Source organism: Paenibacillus sp. NPDC057967 (genome assembly GCF_042887015.1).
Lineage (GTDB): Bacteria > Bacillota > Bacilli > Paenibacillales > Paenibacillaceae > Pristimantibacillus.
Genome location: NZ_JBHVQB010000002.1, coordinates 182173 through 198850, shown reverse-complemented (window position 1 = coordinate 198850; position 16678 = coordinate 182173). Strand labels below are relative to the sequence as shown.

Sequence of the window (16678 nt, the reverse complement as noted above, 5' to 3'; positions counted from 1 at the left end):
CAGCCAGTTTTCTTGCATCCAACCCTCAACCAAGCTATGTTATGATTAGAGGAACAGATGAACGAGGAGGCCAAGCAACAATGTTTCAACGCAAGAAAAAAGCAGCATCCGGCACGGCGTCTTCCAGCAAGCGCGGACTGTACATGACGCGAATATTTAATGTGCCTAAGGAAGAGCTGTTCGAGCTGTTCACCCAAGGCGAACATATGAAAAATTGGTGGGGGCCGCGAGGATACGAAATGACCATCCTCTCTCAAGAGCTCGTTCCCGGCGGGATCATTCATTATAAGCAGCAATCCCCTGAAGGCAATGTCATGTGGGGCAAATTTGCGTACCGGGAAATCGCGGGGCCTGACAAGTTTGTCTATGCGAATTCTTTTGCAGACGAGAACGGCAAAACGGTCCGAGCCTACTTCAGCAAGGATTGGCCGCTGGAGATTCTGAACACAGTAACCTTCGAAGAGCAAGAGGAGGGGACCACAAAGCTGACCCTGCACGGCCTGCCCGAGGATGCCAAGAAAGCTGAGATGCGCGTATTCGAAGCGCTTCGTGACCATCTAAGGCAAGGCTTCGCCGAGACTTTCGACCTGCTGGACGAATATATTCAGAACCGGTCCAAATAGTGAAAGGCGCTGGCCGCTGGAAGGGAGCTTATCCCTTCACAGCGCCTGCGCCTTTTTTCTAACCAACCACTATTCTTCCATTACATATGCGATTAGCAAAGCAGCCGTATTCACGACCGCTTCCTCATGCGTGCGCTCCATGCCGTGAGAAGCATGTACTCCCGGACCCATCAATGCAGCACGAATGTTGCTTCCACCTCTTAAGGCTGCCGATGCATCCGAGCCATAATGAGGATAAATATCCACCGCATGAGGAATGTCTTCCCGCTTCGCCAATTCAATAAGACGCGTCGTCATGCCGTAATCGTATGGACCTGAGGAGTCCTTCGCGCAGATAGACACATCCTTCTCCGTTGCTGACAGATCGTCACCAAGCGCCCCCATATCCAGGGCAAGCAGCTCCGTAATATCCGGCGGAATGTAGGCACAGCCATGTCCAACCTCTTCATAAGTGGAGATCAGCAGTTTTACGGTATAAGCAGGCGACTTCCCCTCCCTCTTCACCCATTCCAGGAATCCCAGCAGCGCCGCTACGCTTGCCTTGTCATCCAGATGGCGGGACTTAATCCAGCCATTCGGCAATATCCGGGTCCGAGGATCCCACGAGATAAAGTCACCAACAGAAATGCCCAGCTTCAGCGTATCTTCTTTGGACGCAACAGATTCGTCAATACGAATCTCCATATTCGCTTCTTCCCGCTTCATATCGCGGGCGTCGCTGTACACATGCACCGAAGGCTTGGTCGTCAGCACCGTTCCTTCATATTGGCGCCCGTCTCTCGTATGAATGGTGCAATATTCGCCTTCCACCGTTCCCATCGCATAACCGCCGACCGGAGTGAACCGGATCATACCATTCGACTTAATCGAACGGACCATAGCCCCTAGCGTATCCACATGCGCGGACACTCCGATGACTTTATCCGTACGCTTGCCCGGAATCGTAATGATGCCCGTTCCTTTCGGTGTCTGCTCCATCGTGTAGCCTAAGCTCTCCACTTCTTTGCGCAATTCATCCATAATCGCCATGCAATAGCCGCTGGGACTTGGAATGCTCAGAAGCCGGTTTAATTGACGAATCATATAGTCCCGATTAAGCTCGGGTTTTAATGCGTTAGACATGATGCTGCACTCCTTTCCTGTAGCTCAAAACCATCATTTTTGATCTTTTCATCTTACCACATCTTCCGAATTGGAAACCAAACTCCTTGCCTGGCCTGCCCTCACAGCCTTCAACCGCCCAAAAACACAATTGATTTCTATCAGAAATCATTCCATATTGACAAAAATAAAATCATTCATTAATCCTATGTATATTTTGTAAAAATTTACCCCTTACATACCACGAATTTACCCCTTCCGCTTGTTCATACTTCGAATCATGATAGGAGTAGCTACACCGCATCTCCACTAAAACTAGGGGCTGGAAGGAGGGGCGAAGCAAGCATCCAATGAACCATTAGCGGGCTGAATGTACTTGCTAGCCAGAGTGATTTTTTCAGAAAAAGAAAACGCTATCACAAATCGCTCCCCATTCAAAACGGACAAGCTTTATCTTCAGTCCAACTTGTGCAATACCGGTACATGATTCCCAACATGCGACTCGATCGCAGCATGTACAACATTGGCTAGCACACACCATGAGTTTCTTCCGCACACGCAAAATTCCCTATTAAACATCGAATGAAACATCGAATCCGACATCATGAAGCAACCCTCATCAGTTCCGCCGCAACACCTGCCAGCGGCTGACACGTCATGCCGCGAGGACAGACTATTACAATGAGGTGATATGGTGTATTTTGCTGCACGCAAAAAAGAACTTAAGCTACTATTTATTGTTTTCTTGGCTCTAGCAATCATGCTGAGCCCTCTGTTGCAATCCGTCTCTTACGCCGAGGAAGCCGCCGCGCCGGAAGAAGTCACGCAAGAGCAGCAACAGTCTGAAGGCGAACCATCCGGTGAAGCAGCTACAGAAGAAGAGGCAGAAGAAGAGACAGCAGCAGCGGACGAGAGCGCGCCGCCTACAGTACCACAGAACTTGTCTGTAGTTGATGGCTCCGTAACGGCTACTACAGCAACCCTCAAGTGGGAAACTGCCGATGGGCTGGCTGACGCGGATATCTGGTATTTTGTAAAAGAAGAAACAAAGGATGAAGATATCAATAACTATCTGGCTTCCGGTAAAGATGGAAGCGTTTCTCTAACCAACTTGCAACCAAATACGACTTATAAATTATATTCCACTTGGTATAAGAGACCTTTCACCCGTGTAGAACGAAGTAATTTTGTTGAGTTTAAAACGTTGGACGGTACACCTACAGGCTCTACCGGTACTGCAGGAGCAACAAACTTGCGTGCCGTGGAAGTGACTCATAACACAGCAAAAATCGAATTCGACCCTGCCCATAAGACAGACCACTACTGGATCTGGGCCGATCCGCCAATTGCAGGTCAAGACCCGTATAGCGGATTTACACAAGTAGGAGGTAGCGTAGTTGGCGGTCTCAAGCCGGAAACAACTTACTCCTGGATTATTGGCCCTAACGGAGTCCAATATGCCAGCTTGAAGCCGGAACAAAAGAGTAACCGAATTACCTTTACTACACTGGCGGATGCCAGCGAATACGAGCCGGCTCCGCTTACGCCGCCTCAAAACCTTCATATTAAAAGCATTGTAGAAAATAAAGTAACACTAAGCTGGACAGTTAGCCCAGGCGCCAATGGATATGACCTTTATGTCAATGGCGGCTGGGGCGGCGGAAAATATGACGGAACCGATGTGATGGAAATCACCTATACCGTACCAAACACGACAGCAGGCACCCTCTACAAATTTATGGTCGGCGCTCAAGCAGCTGCGGCTGGAGGACCTACTGAAACTTCTGAGAAAAGTAATATCGTTTCTTTGAAATGGGGACAGCTCGATGCTCCTCAAGGGCTTCAGGTTATTACATCGAACAGCACTACTGCAGCGCTCGGATGGGCGCCTGTAGCCGGAGCTGCCAGCTATGAGATCTACCAAGACGGAAAACTTGTTGGAACTAGCGATACAAGCCGTTATTCCGCTTCTGGCCTGAAAGAAGGCCAAACGTATAGCTTTACGATTAAAGCCAAGAACAGTCTGTGGACCTCAGAATCCAGCAGCACTGCAATTGTGGTTCCTGGAAGCAACTATACTAACGTAACGTACTACATTTCCTGGGCGGCTTATACAAGCGCAGATTCAAGAAACTTCCAGCCAGAAGACATGGACGTTTCGCAGGTTACGCACATTAACTACGCCTTCGCGGATATTTGTTGGAAAAAAGTTGGATCTAACGGCAGAGACTGCCAGGTGGACAAGTCTGAAGATGCCGAGGAACTTCCTTACGACATCCCGCTTCAAGACCGTTATGTACATGACGGCGAAATGATTGTCGGAGATAAAATGGTGGATATTCAAAACTTCAATAAATTTGCTGCCATTAAAGAAGAGAACCCTCATCTGAAATTGCTAGTATCTGTAGGAGGCTGGACGTTCTCCAACCACTTCTCGGATATGGCTGCTTCTGAAGAAACAAGACGCGCATTCGCTGCTTCTGCCGTTAAGTTTTTGAGAGCATATGGTTTGGATGGATTGGACATTGACTGGGAGTACCCGGTTGAAGGCGGCGAATCCGACAACATTCATCGTCCTGAAGATAATGTCAATTTCACCTTGCTCATGAAGACCGTTCGTGAAGCGCTGGATGCAGCCGGCTCCGAAGATGGCAAATATTATTTGCTGACGATCGCTTCTCTGCAAGCCGATAGCTTCATCGCCAATGCAGATCTGCCGAATTCGTCCAAATATCTGGACTTCGTTAATATTATGACTTACGACTTCAGCGGTTCCTGGACTAAGCTGGCTCATCATAACTCGCCGCTTTACTATGATCCGAAGCATCCAGGCGCATCCGCTAAGCGCAACAACGTAAGAGGAGGAGCAGTCGGCCACTTGAACGGAGGCGTTGAGCCTCATAAGCTGGTACTGGGCGTGCCGTATTACGGCAAGGGATGGATTGGTTGTCCTGAAGCCGGACAATATCAGGAATGCGAAGCTTTTGCTGATTTTGGTACATGGGAAAGCGGGCTATTCGAATACGATGACATTGAAGATAACTACTTAAAGAACCCTAAATTCCAACATTATTGGAATGAAGCATCCAAAGTATCGTATGTATACAGCAAGGAAGACAAGCTGTTTATTGGCTACAACGACGTGACAACCATGATGTATACAGCTTCCCTTGTGAAAACGTTGAACCTGGCAGGCGTCATGAGCTGGGATATTACAAATGATGAAAACAGAACGCTAACAACTCAACTCGTCAAGGATCTCCCGATTGACGGAAAAGCAAACGAAGCGGCACTGAAAGCACCGCAAAATGCTAAAAAAGTAAGCTCTAGCACAAACTCATTTACTGTACAATGGGATGCCGTTGAAGGCGCAAGCTCTTATGAAATCTTTAACAACTACACTTACGTTAAAACAATCACTGATACAAAAATATCCCTAACAAATCTTGCAGCCAACACGGAGTATACAGTAACCATCTTGGCTGTAAAAAATGCCGATAATAAAATTGCTGAAGTTTCACCGATGAGCAATCCGGTTAAAATCAAGACAGCAGAACTGACAGGTACGCCAGTTGTAACGCCTCCAACGGGTTCCGGAGATACAACTACGGAACTGGATGCCTCCATTACGAAAAACGATGGCAAGTGGGTAATTAACATCCAAGAAGGTATTTCTGTTCAAACGATTAATGGCTCAAAAGAAACTGCTTTTAAATTATCCGTAGACAAAGAAGCCAAATCGATTGAAGTTGAATTGCCTCAATCAGTAGTAACTGCTCTGGCTGCAAAAGGCGACAACGCTCAATTGTCCATCGTCTGGAACGGTGTAACCTATGTCATTCCGGCACACGCGCTTCCACTTGGCGTTAACCTGCAAATTTCGATCACACCTGCATCTGCAAGTGCTGCAGAAGCTGCAGAGAAACTGGCTAAGGATAGCGGACTGAAGCTTCTGGCTCAACCGCTTGACTTCAAAATTTCGAAGCATACTTCCGATGGCAAGCTTGAGGAAATTACAGACTTTGGCAAGTATTCGCTAAGCCGCATCTTTACACTGGCAGCTGCGGATGTGAATACGGCAAATGCAACTGGCGTTGTGTACGACCCAACTACTAACACATTCCGTCCAGTTCCAACCCTATTCACAAAGCTGTCTAACGACAAAGTAACAGCTGAGCTGAAGCGCAGCGGCAATAGCATCTATACGATCGTACAATCCAGCATTTCGTACAAGGATGCAACCGCTGCTTGGGCCAAGGATGCAGTGGCACGCGCTGCAGCCAAGCTTCTGCTTGCAGGCGAGTCTGCAGACACATTCGGCGTAAGCAGCAGCATTACTCGCGCTGAATTCACGTCCATGATCGTCAAAGGTCTTGGTATCCTGCCCGAGAATGGCACAGCTCCATTCCAGGATGTTGCTGCCAATTCCAAGTACGCTGGCGACATCGCTGCTGCGAAGAAGCTGGGCCTGATTCAAGGCAAGTCCGAGACGGCTTTCGATCCAGACAGCACGATCAGCCGTCAAGACATCGCCGTTATTCTGACGAACGTCCTTTCCTACCTGGGCGTGAAGACAGATGCTGATGCATCGAAGCTGAACGCATTCGCTGACGCTAAAGATATCGCCGCATATGCGAAATCTGCTGTCGCGCTTGCTGTTCAAGAAGGCATTATGATCGGCAAATCCAGCACAACCTTCGATCCGAAAGCTGATCTGACGAAAGCTCAAGCAGCTGTCATCGTCATCCGCATTTTGGAAGCCCACAAGCTGGACAAAGTATAATCATGTAATAGAAAGGGACGGAACAGGCCTGAGCCTGTACCGTCCCTCTTTTTGTATACCTAGCCTTACATGTTATGCCTGCCCCGCTTGCCTCCCTAGCGCTCACACCAGCTCCAACAGCTCTCTCTCCACACACATCGCCACAGCCAGCGTCTTCACATTGTTCTCCCCGAATCGAATGACGATGCTCTCATTATCAGCACGCTCTATGCACCCCACTCCAAATACACGATGTCGCACATTTGCTCCTGCCTCCAGCTCGGCCGGGTCTTTGACAGCGTTGGGATTCGCTTCAGCCTTTGCGGGCTCCCTGCTGCTTGTGAAGCTTGTGCTTTTCAGCCTAACTGTGTTGCGCCGAGACTCGCCAGCAGCAGATAAGCTGGATTGGCGTTCCGAGCCTGCCGTTGCTCGGGTCGATATCCGGCCAGGGTCCATAATATCCTGTATCGCTGACATGAAAGAAGACTCCGTCGCTTGCTCTCCGTCACGCTGTCCATACGTGATCATCTCCAGCGTTTTACGCGCACGTGTCATGCCGACATAGAAGAGTCGAACCGCCTCCTCCATAGCAGGAGAATTCCCATCTCCCCCCTTCTTGCCGTCATCCGAAGCTGGGATGATGCCTTCGATCAGATCCACCATATAGACATGATCGAACTCCAGTCCTTTGGCGCTGTGGAACGTAGAAAACGTTACGGCATTTTGCCCTTTCCTCGACTTCGCACCCTTCAGCACCTTCTCCAAGTATTTGAGACGAGCCGCAAAATCGGTCATCGTCTCCAGCCCCTCCGCAATATCCTCCAGCGTATTCAATATGCCGATTAGGTACTCCTTGCGGAAACCAAGCCGCTCACATAACTTCTCCAATGCCTTCTCATATCCAAGTCGCGTTCGAATGACGCGAATGGCATGCAGAGGCGGCATGCCGTTCATCTCTCGGAACGTCTCTTTCGCCTCTTGAAGCGGCTTGATCTGATAGTCATGAAGCTGTGCGATCGTCAGCAGGTTATCGAAGACAGACTCTCCGTTATCAATCGATTTCAACACGGACATTTGATGCTTGCTAATGTAGCCGTTGAATTTCAAATGAATATTCTCCAGGATATCCGCCCGCTTGTCCGTATAGGACATACGCATGAAGTTCAATACATCTTCAATCACCCAATGGGAGAAAAAACGATTGTCCGCATCCTTCATATAGAACGGAATACCCGCACGGTCAAATTCATTCATAAGCGCGATCGACGATGAATTGTTCCGGTACAGCACGGCGGTCTCAGAGAGCTTCTCGATCTTCGCTATTTCCCGAACTGCATGCTTCGCCTGCTCCCGGTAATCCCGAAGCGTCTTGAAGGTAATAGGCTGATGAGACGCATTATGGGTAAACATCTCTTTAACGTAGCGATTCTTATTGCGCTTGATAAAGGTGTTGGCAGTTGAAACGATTTCAGGCGAGGAACGATAATTTTGCACCATATACAGCGTAACTGCGTCCGGATATATATTCTTGAAATTGAGCAAATAAGTAGGCTCCGCTCCCCGCCAACTGTAGATGGACTGGTCATCATCCGCCACTACGCACAGATTACGATGCGATTTCACCAGCTTTTCGATAATGGCATGCTGCACCATCGATGTATCCTGGCTTTCATCCGTCATGACATAATCATAGCGGCTTTGCAGCTTGCGGAGCATTGCTCCATCCTTCTCAAGCACATCATTAGCTATCGTCAGCATATCGTCAAAGTCAATAAGAAGCTTTGGCGTTCCATTGCGCTTGAACAACTCGTATTCGCGCAGGATCTGCTCGGCTTTAGGTACGTCAACCTTGACGCTCGCCCATTGCTCCAGGGGCAGCATCTTGTTCTTTACATAACTGATATAAGTCGTCAGTTCCTCCATCGCATCATCCGTTGCATTTTCGCCGACAACTTCCTTGAACAAATTGCGCAAAATAATCCGTTTGTGAAGAGGCAACGGCTTCTCCGTTCCTTGCGCACCGTCCTCCTCTTCAATCTCCAGAGCTCCTTCGATGATGTCATAAGCGGTTCTCGACTTGTAGAAGTGTGTACGCACAATCTCGAAAGCAAGACTATGAATCGTGGAAAAATCCACGGGTTCCAACAACGGGAAGAAACGCGAGAAACGCTCCTTCATATCTCTCGCGGATGCCCGGCTGAACGTGACCGCCTTGATTCGCGCCGGCTCAGCTCCAAGCTCTTCGATTAAATAACCGATTCGCATAATAAGGGTCGTCGTCTTGCCCGAACCAGGCGATGCCAGCAGCAATAACGGCCCTTCCGCTTGCCCTACGGCTTGCTTCTGCACTTCATTTAGTCCTACGCCAAGCTCCCCCTGCTTGCGCTCCAGGAAACGCTCTAATTTGCCCATAACTCCCCGATCCCTTCCGTACAAAAACAATGTGGCTATTATAGCATATTCTAGCTTCCTATCCTCTCAGGAAAGGGTTGGATACGCGGAGCTGGACGGGTCACCATTTGTTTCCATTAGAAAAGCCGCTGTATACACAGGCATTGCCTGCATGGCAGCGGCTCTAGAGCGCAGTCGGCTAGCGCGCAGACTTGACTTCTCTCTTCAAACTTAACCAGGTTGTATCTCCGTGTATATAGCGAGGGATATCTTCAATCTCGGTAGTCTCCAGCAAAACCTTTTGATGGTCTAACAAAACATAGGTAGGTGTACGTTTCATTTCAAAAACTTTCGCATAGCGGTAATTAGGATCATCATGGTTTAACTGGACAAGTTGCAGTCTCGCTATATGCAAGGATTGGCGGAAAGTCTCGGAATCGAATGGACGGAGCAAAGATTCAGGGAGCGATGATTCTTCTGCGTCCTCATTGTCCCAGAACACATAGACATGATAATATCCGATTTCTTCCGCCGCCATTTCTTGGATTAACTCAGCACCATCCTGCTCATATACGATGGGTATGCACACAAAAATAATCAACAGCAACAGCAGCACCCATCTCTTCATAAGTCACCTCCGCAGGCTCGTCGCAAGATTTACCTCTATAACACGCGAAACAACAAGAAAGTAGCGGAATTTTGTCGAATTATTTTAAAATAATTCATTTAACCCATATGATTAGTGGGGAATCTGGCATCACACAACCCGCCACACTACTAACAAGTTATTATAAAATTTCTAGAAAAAGTGCAACGAACAACTATTTTCAAGTGTTTATATAGTGGATACCACTTATGCACTTCTATACTATTGTCATGAAAGCGGGGCGCGGGGATGAAAACAGAAGAACTTGAAGCGAAATTTGACCATGCCTTTCGTGAAAGTGTCAAGCTTACCCGTTTTGTCCCCGATACTGAAGAGTCCTGGACACGGCTTCAGAAGAAGCTTGCGAAGAAAACTAACAGCAGGAAGAGCATTTCCATATTCAAAGTGCTGCCTTACTTCGCGATTTCCTTTTTACTTGGTGCTTTTTTATTTGGAACTCCGACGATCTCCGATGCCTTCCAGCACGTTGCAACTGTAATTAAACAAGATGTTCTAGGGATCTCTGACAATGAGCCCGCTCATAAGAAAAACATAATCCCCAAAACCGCACCTCCGCCTGACTACAAATCGTTTTACAATTAATTCCCTACTATTTCTTTTTGTTTAGATCCCTTTAATAAAAGTCATATGTCGAAGCATACTTTTTACTTCGTCTTTTTTATCGTCCCTTAAAACCTGCATACTCCATAAATGGAATATTGTCTAATTTTTCTGTAATACATTAACCCCCATATACGGTATAATGGCAGGAGGCATAGACTTACACGATCTTCCAAACTACCGAATTCCATATGCATCCGTAAGGGGGTCGCATTACCTGTGGAAAGCAAGCTGTTCCTTCTGTCAGGCGCTAACTACCACGCGCTTAGCCCGCAGCTTCAAAAGGAGATCTACGAGGAGTTTTATCAATTCGTATATTCTCCAATTATATATATGGTTAAGGATCATGCTGCGACAGAAGATATTATTCAAAATTCATTCATCAAAATTATAGACAGTGTACCGCGCGCCGAGAATGAAGCTCAGCTAAAAAGCTGGCTGAAGGTAGTCGTTCGGAACATGGTCTATAATTATTTTCGAAAAACGAAAAAAAATCGCAACGAGATTGACTCAGAGAGTGTTTATATAAATGAAAGCGCGCCGATGTCCACCGAGATGGCTTCACTGGAGAAGGAAGTAGAGCTGAAGCTTATGACGGAGACGATCAGCCAATGCTTGAATGAGCTGCGGCCGGAGTACAAGGCGTTAATTGAATTAAGATGGAAGAAAGATCTCAGCTACCGGGAGATTGCGACTGAGCTTGAGACGACTGAAGAACGCGTGAAATATAAGCTGTACCGGGCAAGAGAAGCGATGAAACGAACCTTTTCCAAGAAGTGGGGTGACTAGGATGAACAAAGAGGAGTTCGATAAACTATTCGACCAGGCCTTTGAGGAGAGTGTTCAGAGCCATAATTTCACCCCTGATGCCGGACCCTCCTGGGAAAAACTTCAACAGCAGCTTGCCAAGAAAAAACGCAGAAGGTCTCAGCTTCGTGCCTTGCCCTATGTGGCAGCTTCGTTTCTTCTAGGTGCGTTTTTGTTCGGCACGCCTACAGCGTCAAACGCATTTCAACCATTATTCAAAGCTGTTGTGACCATTAAGGACGACGTTGTGCGAATTATGTTTGGTGAGGATCATGCATCTAAAACCGTTCCCAAAACACCGCCTCCGCCTGATTATAACCCTGCTACCGGAAATGATGTATCCACTCAGCATAAGACTGATAATAACACTGATAGGGAATATTACTCCGATAACCCGCAGGACAGCTATATGTGGTTCTCGACATTAGAGGAAGCATCCGATAACATTGACTTTCCTATACCAGCAATAACATATATAGCTGAAGGTTATCAATTATATGAAGTAGGTGTCTTTTTAAACAATCAAATCCCGCTTGGGGTAACGGTCGTCTACACGGATGCTGATGGAATTAACTATACAATAGGCTTTTTAAGATTGTTAGAAAACTCTGTCATGACATCCGGAGGCGGACCAACCATAAAAATGGATACATTAAAAATCGGTACTACAGAAACTTATATCTTCACAACGAATGATGGGTACATTGCCCAAGAGTTCTTGATAGATGATATACATGTATCTATATCAGGTCCGCTCAGTAAAGAAGAGGCGACAACGATATCCAAGGAAGTTATTGAAAAAATGCCCAAATAAAATACAAGAAGGACTGGGCCTTACTAATGCCCAGTCCTTCTTTCTTTTCAATGTGAGGTATTACGGCGCCATAACTGTGTCCGAATATTCAATTGCCGTTTCAGTCGTTCCGTTATGTGTCGCGAAATGCGTTACCTTCGCTCTATAGTAGTATCCGCTTCTTACAGACTTGGACATATGCCCAGATATTGAATTTGTGTTTTTAGCGGAATAAGGAGACGTTGGGATAAGATTAATCCAGCTGGTTCCAGACCATTCTTGCAATTGTATCGTCCCGCCTAAATCAGAGACGGGTGATTTCGCATACGTATTAGCAGAGACCTGTGCATTAAGACTAGAGCCAATCGTTAGAGTTACATTGGAAGACTTCAAATAAGTATAGCCTTCAAATACAGCCATTGGCTGCACCATCATAGGGGGTGGAGAGGTTTGTGGTACAGTTGCTTCTCCGGCGGTGGCGAGTTGTGGAACCATGACAAGTACAAGTGCGAGCATTAGACTAATTGCTGTTTTTGAGAAACGTTTGATTTTTACCATCCTAACCATTCCCTTCGTTTGTGTAATAGGTTGATAATACTTAAACGAATTAATGATTAATCAGGTTACATTTATTTTTCATAAATTTTCAACATTCGGTTGTTCTATCCTGCTGAATGAAAAAAACGATAACCGATGAACGGTTACCGTTGGGCTGTTTCGTACTATCTGAGTCGCACATTTTGCTTAAATAATCTGTTCGAATCCGTTACTTTTTCTTCATCAACTGCGGCATATCCAACGCCATCGATACATTGCACAGTTGGCCTCTTGCGAGAAAATTGGATGTTCTATCACCCGCCTCGGTGATTCCCGCCTGCTGGAAGGCATCGCGTACCAACGTCTGCACTTGATCCATGCCTACTCGCATCGCCTCGCGCACAACTGGCTCCTGGATCGTCAGCGCCTGCATTTGCAGAAGTATTTCATGGCGGTGAGATTCCATAACTCCTTCATAGGCTCGAATCAAGCTGATCTCCAGTTGTTCCGGCACAGAAGTGTCGGTAATGACCCGTTGAAAGGCCTTCAGGATGCGTTCCCAAGACAGCTCAAGAGCTGCAACGAGCAGTGATTCTTTTGTGAAAAAGCGATATACATACGGCTGCGAAATATCCGCCTTCTCCGCGACCTGCGCCGTTGTCGCCCGATAATAGCCAAGTTCTGCGAACACCTCGATCGCCGCCACTATAATATCGTCTCTACGATTGGATGCCGTTATGCCTCGAACCATTGAATAGGCACTCCTTTTCACCATAACTTTATTGATCAACCAATTACTAATTATTATACCCAGTATAGTATAGCTGGATCATGATAGCAAGAACTACGCAACCTGAACACACTTCTGCTCGCCGCAATGAAAAAACTCATCCGCTATGACGGCTGAGCTTTCTTATCACTATTTTATCTACTAGTAACAATTCTGCTCCACAGTAACCGCCTCGCCAATGACAACTTTAGCGCTGCCGGACAACGTCTCCGTATACCCGCATACGCCGGTCGTGACGATTTCTCCGCTAGCATTAGTGTGATTCATATACACGCCGTTTTCGCCAGCAAGCTCAAGATTCGGCTTGAAGGAGAGCCGCTCGCCGCTCTTAATGGTACGATTGATTGTATCCTTGGAATCTCCGCTAACTAGACCTGCCTCGACAATGACGATGTCGTGCTCCGTTTGATTCTCTACCTGCACCGTAAATCCGCGCATGTAATTGAGCACACCGCTATTCTGAAGTATGTTGCCGCCCGCCCATACAAGGCATAGTACCGCGACTGCAGACGCTGCCCAGAGTCCAATCTTTGTCTTTTTCTTCATGTCTCTCCCTCCCTCGTATGAATAACGTTTAAAATGAGACAAATGTTTCCTCTATGACATCCAAACTTATTTCTCACTCGTTCTCCCTACCAGCAGCACATCCATCGATCTGGCGTCTGCCATAACCGTCCTCATAATGCTCCTACCCCCAAGTGCCCTATGCCAATGACGCACCGGCTGGCCAAGCACCAGCTGAGAGCAGCCCAGCCGCTTGGCAGCCGCAACTACCTCTCTGCCTACACTACGCGCACCGGGAGCGGACTGCAGCACGAAGCTGCCACCAAGCCGCTCGGCCAATGCTTGAAGAGATTTGATACACGCCTGATCCTCTTTCTGTTTCTTAGACACGCCTGTATCGATATGAATCGTATGCCAATTCGCCTTAAGCCGGTGCGCAATGCGAAATCCTCGGCGAATTAAGCTTTCCGCTTGATCATCCAAGGAAACAAATACTCCGATCACTTCCTTTCTACGCCAAGGACCGCGCAAAGCCCCGCTTCTCTGCCAGGCTTCCAGTCGCTCATCAACGTCATCCGCCACCTCCCTAAGCGCAAGCTCCCGCAGGGCAATGAGATTCACTTCCCGAAAGAAGTGCGATAGCGACTGTTCAACCTTCTCTTGTGCATAGATTTTACCGTCCTTCAGCCGCTGCCGAAGCAGACTGGGGGGCGCATCGATCAGCACGACCTCATCCGCCCCACCCAGAATGCTGTCCGGTACCGTCTCTCTTACGCGCACGCCAATTGCCCCGGCTACTGCATCATTTAGACTCTCCAGATGCTGTACATTCATCGTGGAGATGACCGATATGCCCGAGTCGAGCAGTATCTGAACAGCCTCATAGCGTTTCTTATAAGCCGAACCCGGAACATTCGTATGCGCCAGTTCGTCCACCAACACTACTTCCGGGTGCCTCTCCAAGATAGCTTCAAGGTTCATCTCATGCAGCACCGTTCCCCGATAATCCACCCGCTTCTGAGGGATGGCCGAAAGCCCCCCTATCTGCTCGGCTGTATCCTTGCGGCCATGGGTCTCCAGGAGGCCAATGACTATATCGACCCCTTCTGCTAACAGGCTGTTCCCCTCTCGCAGCATGGCATACGTTTTACCGACGCCGGGAGCAGCCCCCATGTATACCTTAAATCTTCCTCTGCGAATAGACTGTGTTTTCCTTTCGATCTCCGGCCCGCTCAGTCTCCGGTAACGGCTGCTTGGCTTTTCATTATTCCGCACAGGCAGCATGCGCTCGCCATCCAGCTCCGTACGGTCAGCTACGATGAACAGATCGATTCCTATCGCCTTGCTCAGTAAGCTATGGATGACGGAGCCGCTTCGCCACTCCTGCCAGCGGGTTTGCTTGGAATGGCCGAGCACGATACGCGTAATCTGATTAGACCTCGCATAATCCAGCAATTGACCGGACAGTTTCCTCCTGGACTGGAGCGGAAGCTCGCTGAAGGGAGCATTCAGCTTATGGCACAGCTTCTTCATCGATTGGCGAAACGATTCCGCCTCCCGGGTAAGACGTGTCCCTATTTTTACGAAGGCAACCACTGTCAGCTCCCCATTCAGACGCTTGGCAATCTGATGGCCGCGCCTGACATAGATTGAGCCGTTCCAATGATATTGAGCGGCGACCAATATCCGCTCTCCTACGCCGGAAGGACCCGTCAGCCCTTCCTCTTCCCGATGCTTTTCGAGCGTTCCGATTACCCCTTCCGCCATATGTCGGAGAGCAATTTCGCGCAGAATGGCCAAGCTGCCGCGGCTGAAGAGGGGGGCAGGAATTTTGCTGCCCAAGCTGCCATCCCCGATCCGCTTGAGCATCGTCTCTGGCGATACGTCAATAAGCCGCACCTCATGGGCTGTTGCAAGCACATCGTCAGGCACCGTATCCGCCGATTCAAGCTCCACCCGCTGTTTGGCCAGCAAGCGTGCTCCCTCCAGCTCGATCGCATTTACCGTTACGATCACACTGATGCTATTAGCCAGCAGATGCTTAATATCCTCAAGCCGTGATGGTCTGGCAGAGCCCGGCTGATTCCGATGCGCCAATCCGTCCGTCAGCACAACCTCTGGATTACGGGCGAGAATCACATTCAGATCCAAATCCTTCATCTCAGAGCCCTTTTTCATCCACTTCAGGCTCGGAATTCGCTCCAGCCCTTCCAGCTGCTGCTTCGTCTCCGGCCTGGCCGACGTCGTGACGGCGCAATAGACGACATCTATACCTTGCTGCAACAGCTCGTGCCCTTCGCGCAGCATATGATAAGTTTTGCCTGAACCGGTGAACGCTCCGATATATACCTTAAGCTTGCCCCGATGAAGGCCTGCTATGGATTGCAGCAGCTCCTCCGGCGTCTTGCGCCGATACTCATTCATACGCGCGCCTCCCTTCTACGCAAATACCCTGAGTCTCGCCCTTACGGACGAGACTCAGGGCTCCATAAGCCCTGCTTAGCCAGCCGGCTCGACCTGATCTTTCAGCTCCAGATTAAGGAGCAGTACGTTCACAACACGTTTGCCGAACACACCGAGCTCTTTTTCCTTGGTTTGCTCCTGAACCAATTGCTTAAGTGTCTCCGCAGATACGCCGCTCCACTGGCTGACGCGCGGAATTTGGGCCAGCGCTGCCTCCACGCTAATATGCGGGTCCAGTCCAGAGCCCGAATTCGTAAGCAAGTCTTGCGGAACTTGGCCGAGCGGTATATTCGGGTTAGCCTGCCTCCACTCCTCTGCTGACGCTTGCATCCGTGCCAGCAGCTCCGGGTTCGATGGCGCATAATTCGGGGTACCCGAGCCATCAGCCGCATAGCCAATGCTGGATACGCGTCCATGGAACCATCCCGGCTCTGTGAATGATTGCCCGATCAGCTCTGAACCAATCACTTGACCTTTCTCGTTCAAGAGCAAGCTTCCGTCAGCGCGATAAGGCATAGCCAGCTGGGCAATTCCCGTCACGGCGATATTATAGATGACTCCGCACAGCAGCATGAGCACCAAGCTGCTGCGGATTATTATGGATACCATGCTCCTAGCCTCCTTAGAACATCTCAACTGC

13 protein-coding genes are annotated in these 16678 nt (G+C 48.6%); 5 read left to right on the top strand and 8 right to left on the bottom strand.

What is annotated here, in order from left to right; genetic code table 11:
* Window positions 1-80: 80 nt before the first annotated feature.
* Window positions 81-623, top strand: a complete 543-nt coding sequence (locus ACFVSO_RS05375) for an SRPBCC family protein (protein ID WP_387470889.1) — start codon at window positions 81-83, stop codon at window positions 621-623.
* Window positions 624-692: 69 nt separating this feature from the next.
* Here ACFVSO_RS05375 and ACFVSO_RS05370 read toward each other — a convergent pair whose 3' ends face one another.
* Window positions 693-1745, bottom strand: a complete 1053-nt coding sequence (locus ACFVSO_RS05370; protein ID WP_387470887.1) for a M42 family metallopeptidase — start codon at window positions 1743-1745, stop codon at window positions 693-695.
* Window positions 1746-2484: 739 nt separating this feature from the next.
* Between ACFVSO_RS05370 and ACFVSO_RS05365 the strand changes: the two genes are divergently transcribed.
* Entirely contained in the window at window positions 2485-6507 is a 4023-nt protein-coding gene (locus ACFVSO_RS05365) for a glycosyl hydrolase family 18 protein (RefSeq protein ID WP_387470885.1), read from the top strand.
* Between the two features lie 102 nt (window positions 6508-6609).
* Here ACFVSO_RS05365 and ACFVSO_RS05360 read toward each other — a convergent pair whose 3' ends face one another.
* Window positions 6610-8898, bottom strand: coding sequence for an ATP-dependent helicase (locus ACFVSO_RS05360; protein WP_387470883.1), 2289 nt, complete (start codon window positions 8896-8898; stop codon window positions 6610-6612).
* A 178-nt stretch (window positions 8899-9076) separates the two neighbouring features.
* Window positions 9077-9505: a hypothetical protein gene (locus tag ACFVSO_RS05355; protein WP_387470881.1), complete on the bottom strand. Its 429-nt coding sequence runs from the start codon at window positions 9503-9505 to the stop codon at window positions 9077-9079.
* Between the two features lie 267 nt (window positions 9506-9772).
* On the opposite strand from ACFVSO_RS05355, the gene ACFVSO_RS05350 reads away from it, so the two are divergent.
* The 3 genes from ACFVSO_RS05350 to ACFVSO_RS05340 all read left to right on the top strand — a co-directional run bounded on the left by ACFVSO_RS05350 (window position 9773) and on the right by ACFVSO_RS05340 (window position 11765).
* Window positions 9773-10126, top strand: a complete 354-nt coding sequence (locus tag ACFVSO_RS05350) for a hypothetical protein (RefSeq protein WP_387470879.1) — start codon at window positions 9773-9775, stop codon at window positions 10124-10126.
* Window positions 10127-10363: 237 nt separating this feature from the next.
* Complete coding sequence (locus ACFVSO_RS05345; protein WP_387470877.1) at window positions 10364-10933, top strand: RNA polymerase sigma factor; 570 nt, start codon at window positions 10364-10366, stop codon at window positions 10931-10933.
* 1 nt (window position 10934) lies between these two features.
* Window positions 10935-11765: a hypothetical protein gene (locus tag ACFVSO_RS05340; protein WP_387470875.1), complete on the top strand. Its 831-nt coding sequence runs from the start codon at window positions 10935-10937 to the stop codon at window positions 11763-11765.
* 60 nt (window positions 11766-11825) lie between these two features.
* Here the strand turns inward: ACFVSO_RS05340 and ACFVSO_RS05335 are convergent, their stop codons facing one another.
* The 5 genes from ACFVSO_RS05335 to kdpC all read right to left on the bottom strand — a co-directional run bounded on the left by ACFVSO_RS05335 (window position 11826) and on the right by kdpC (window position 16647).
* A complete protein-coding gene (locus ACFVSO_RS05335) occupies window positions 11826-12302 on the bottom strand; it encodes a hypothetical protein (RefSeq protein ID WP_387470873.1) in 477 nt (158 codons plus the stop codon).
* Window positions 12303-12510: 208 nt separating this feature from the next.
* Entirely contained in the window at window positions 12511-13032 is a 522-nt protein-coding gene (locus tag ACFVSO_RS05330) for a TetR/AcrR family transcriptional regulator (protein ID WP_387470871.1), read from the bottom strand.
* Between the two features lie 180 nt (window positions 13033-13212).
* A complete protein-coding gene (locus ACFVSO_RS05325) occupies window positions 13213-13617 on the bottom strand; it encodes a hypothetical protein (RefSeq protein WP_387470869.1) in 405 nt (134 codons plus the stop codon).
* Between the two features lie 66 nt (window positions 13618-13683).
* Complete coding sequence (locus ACFVSO_RS05320) at window positions 13684-15999, bottom strand: histidine kinase (protein ID WP_387470867.1); 2316 nt, start codon at window positions 15997-15999, stop codon at window positions 13684-13686.
* A 75-nt stretch (window positions 16000-16074) separates the two neighbouring features.
* Window positions 16075-16647: a potassium-transporting ATPase subunit KdpC gene (kdpC, locus tag ACFVSO_RS05315; RefSeq protein WP_387470865.1), complete on the bottom strand. Its 573-nt coding sequence runs from the start codon at window positions 16645-16647 to the stop codon at window positions 16075-16077.
* Window positions 16648-16678: the final 31 nt, after the last annotated feature.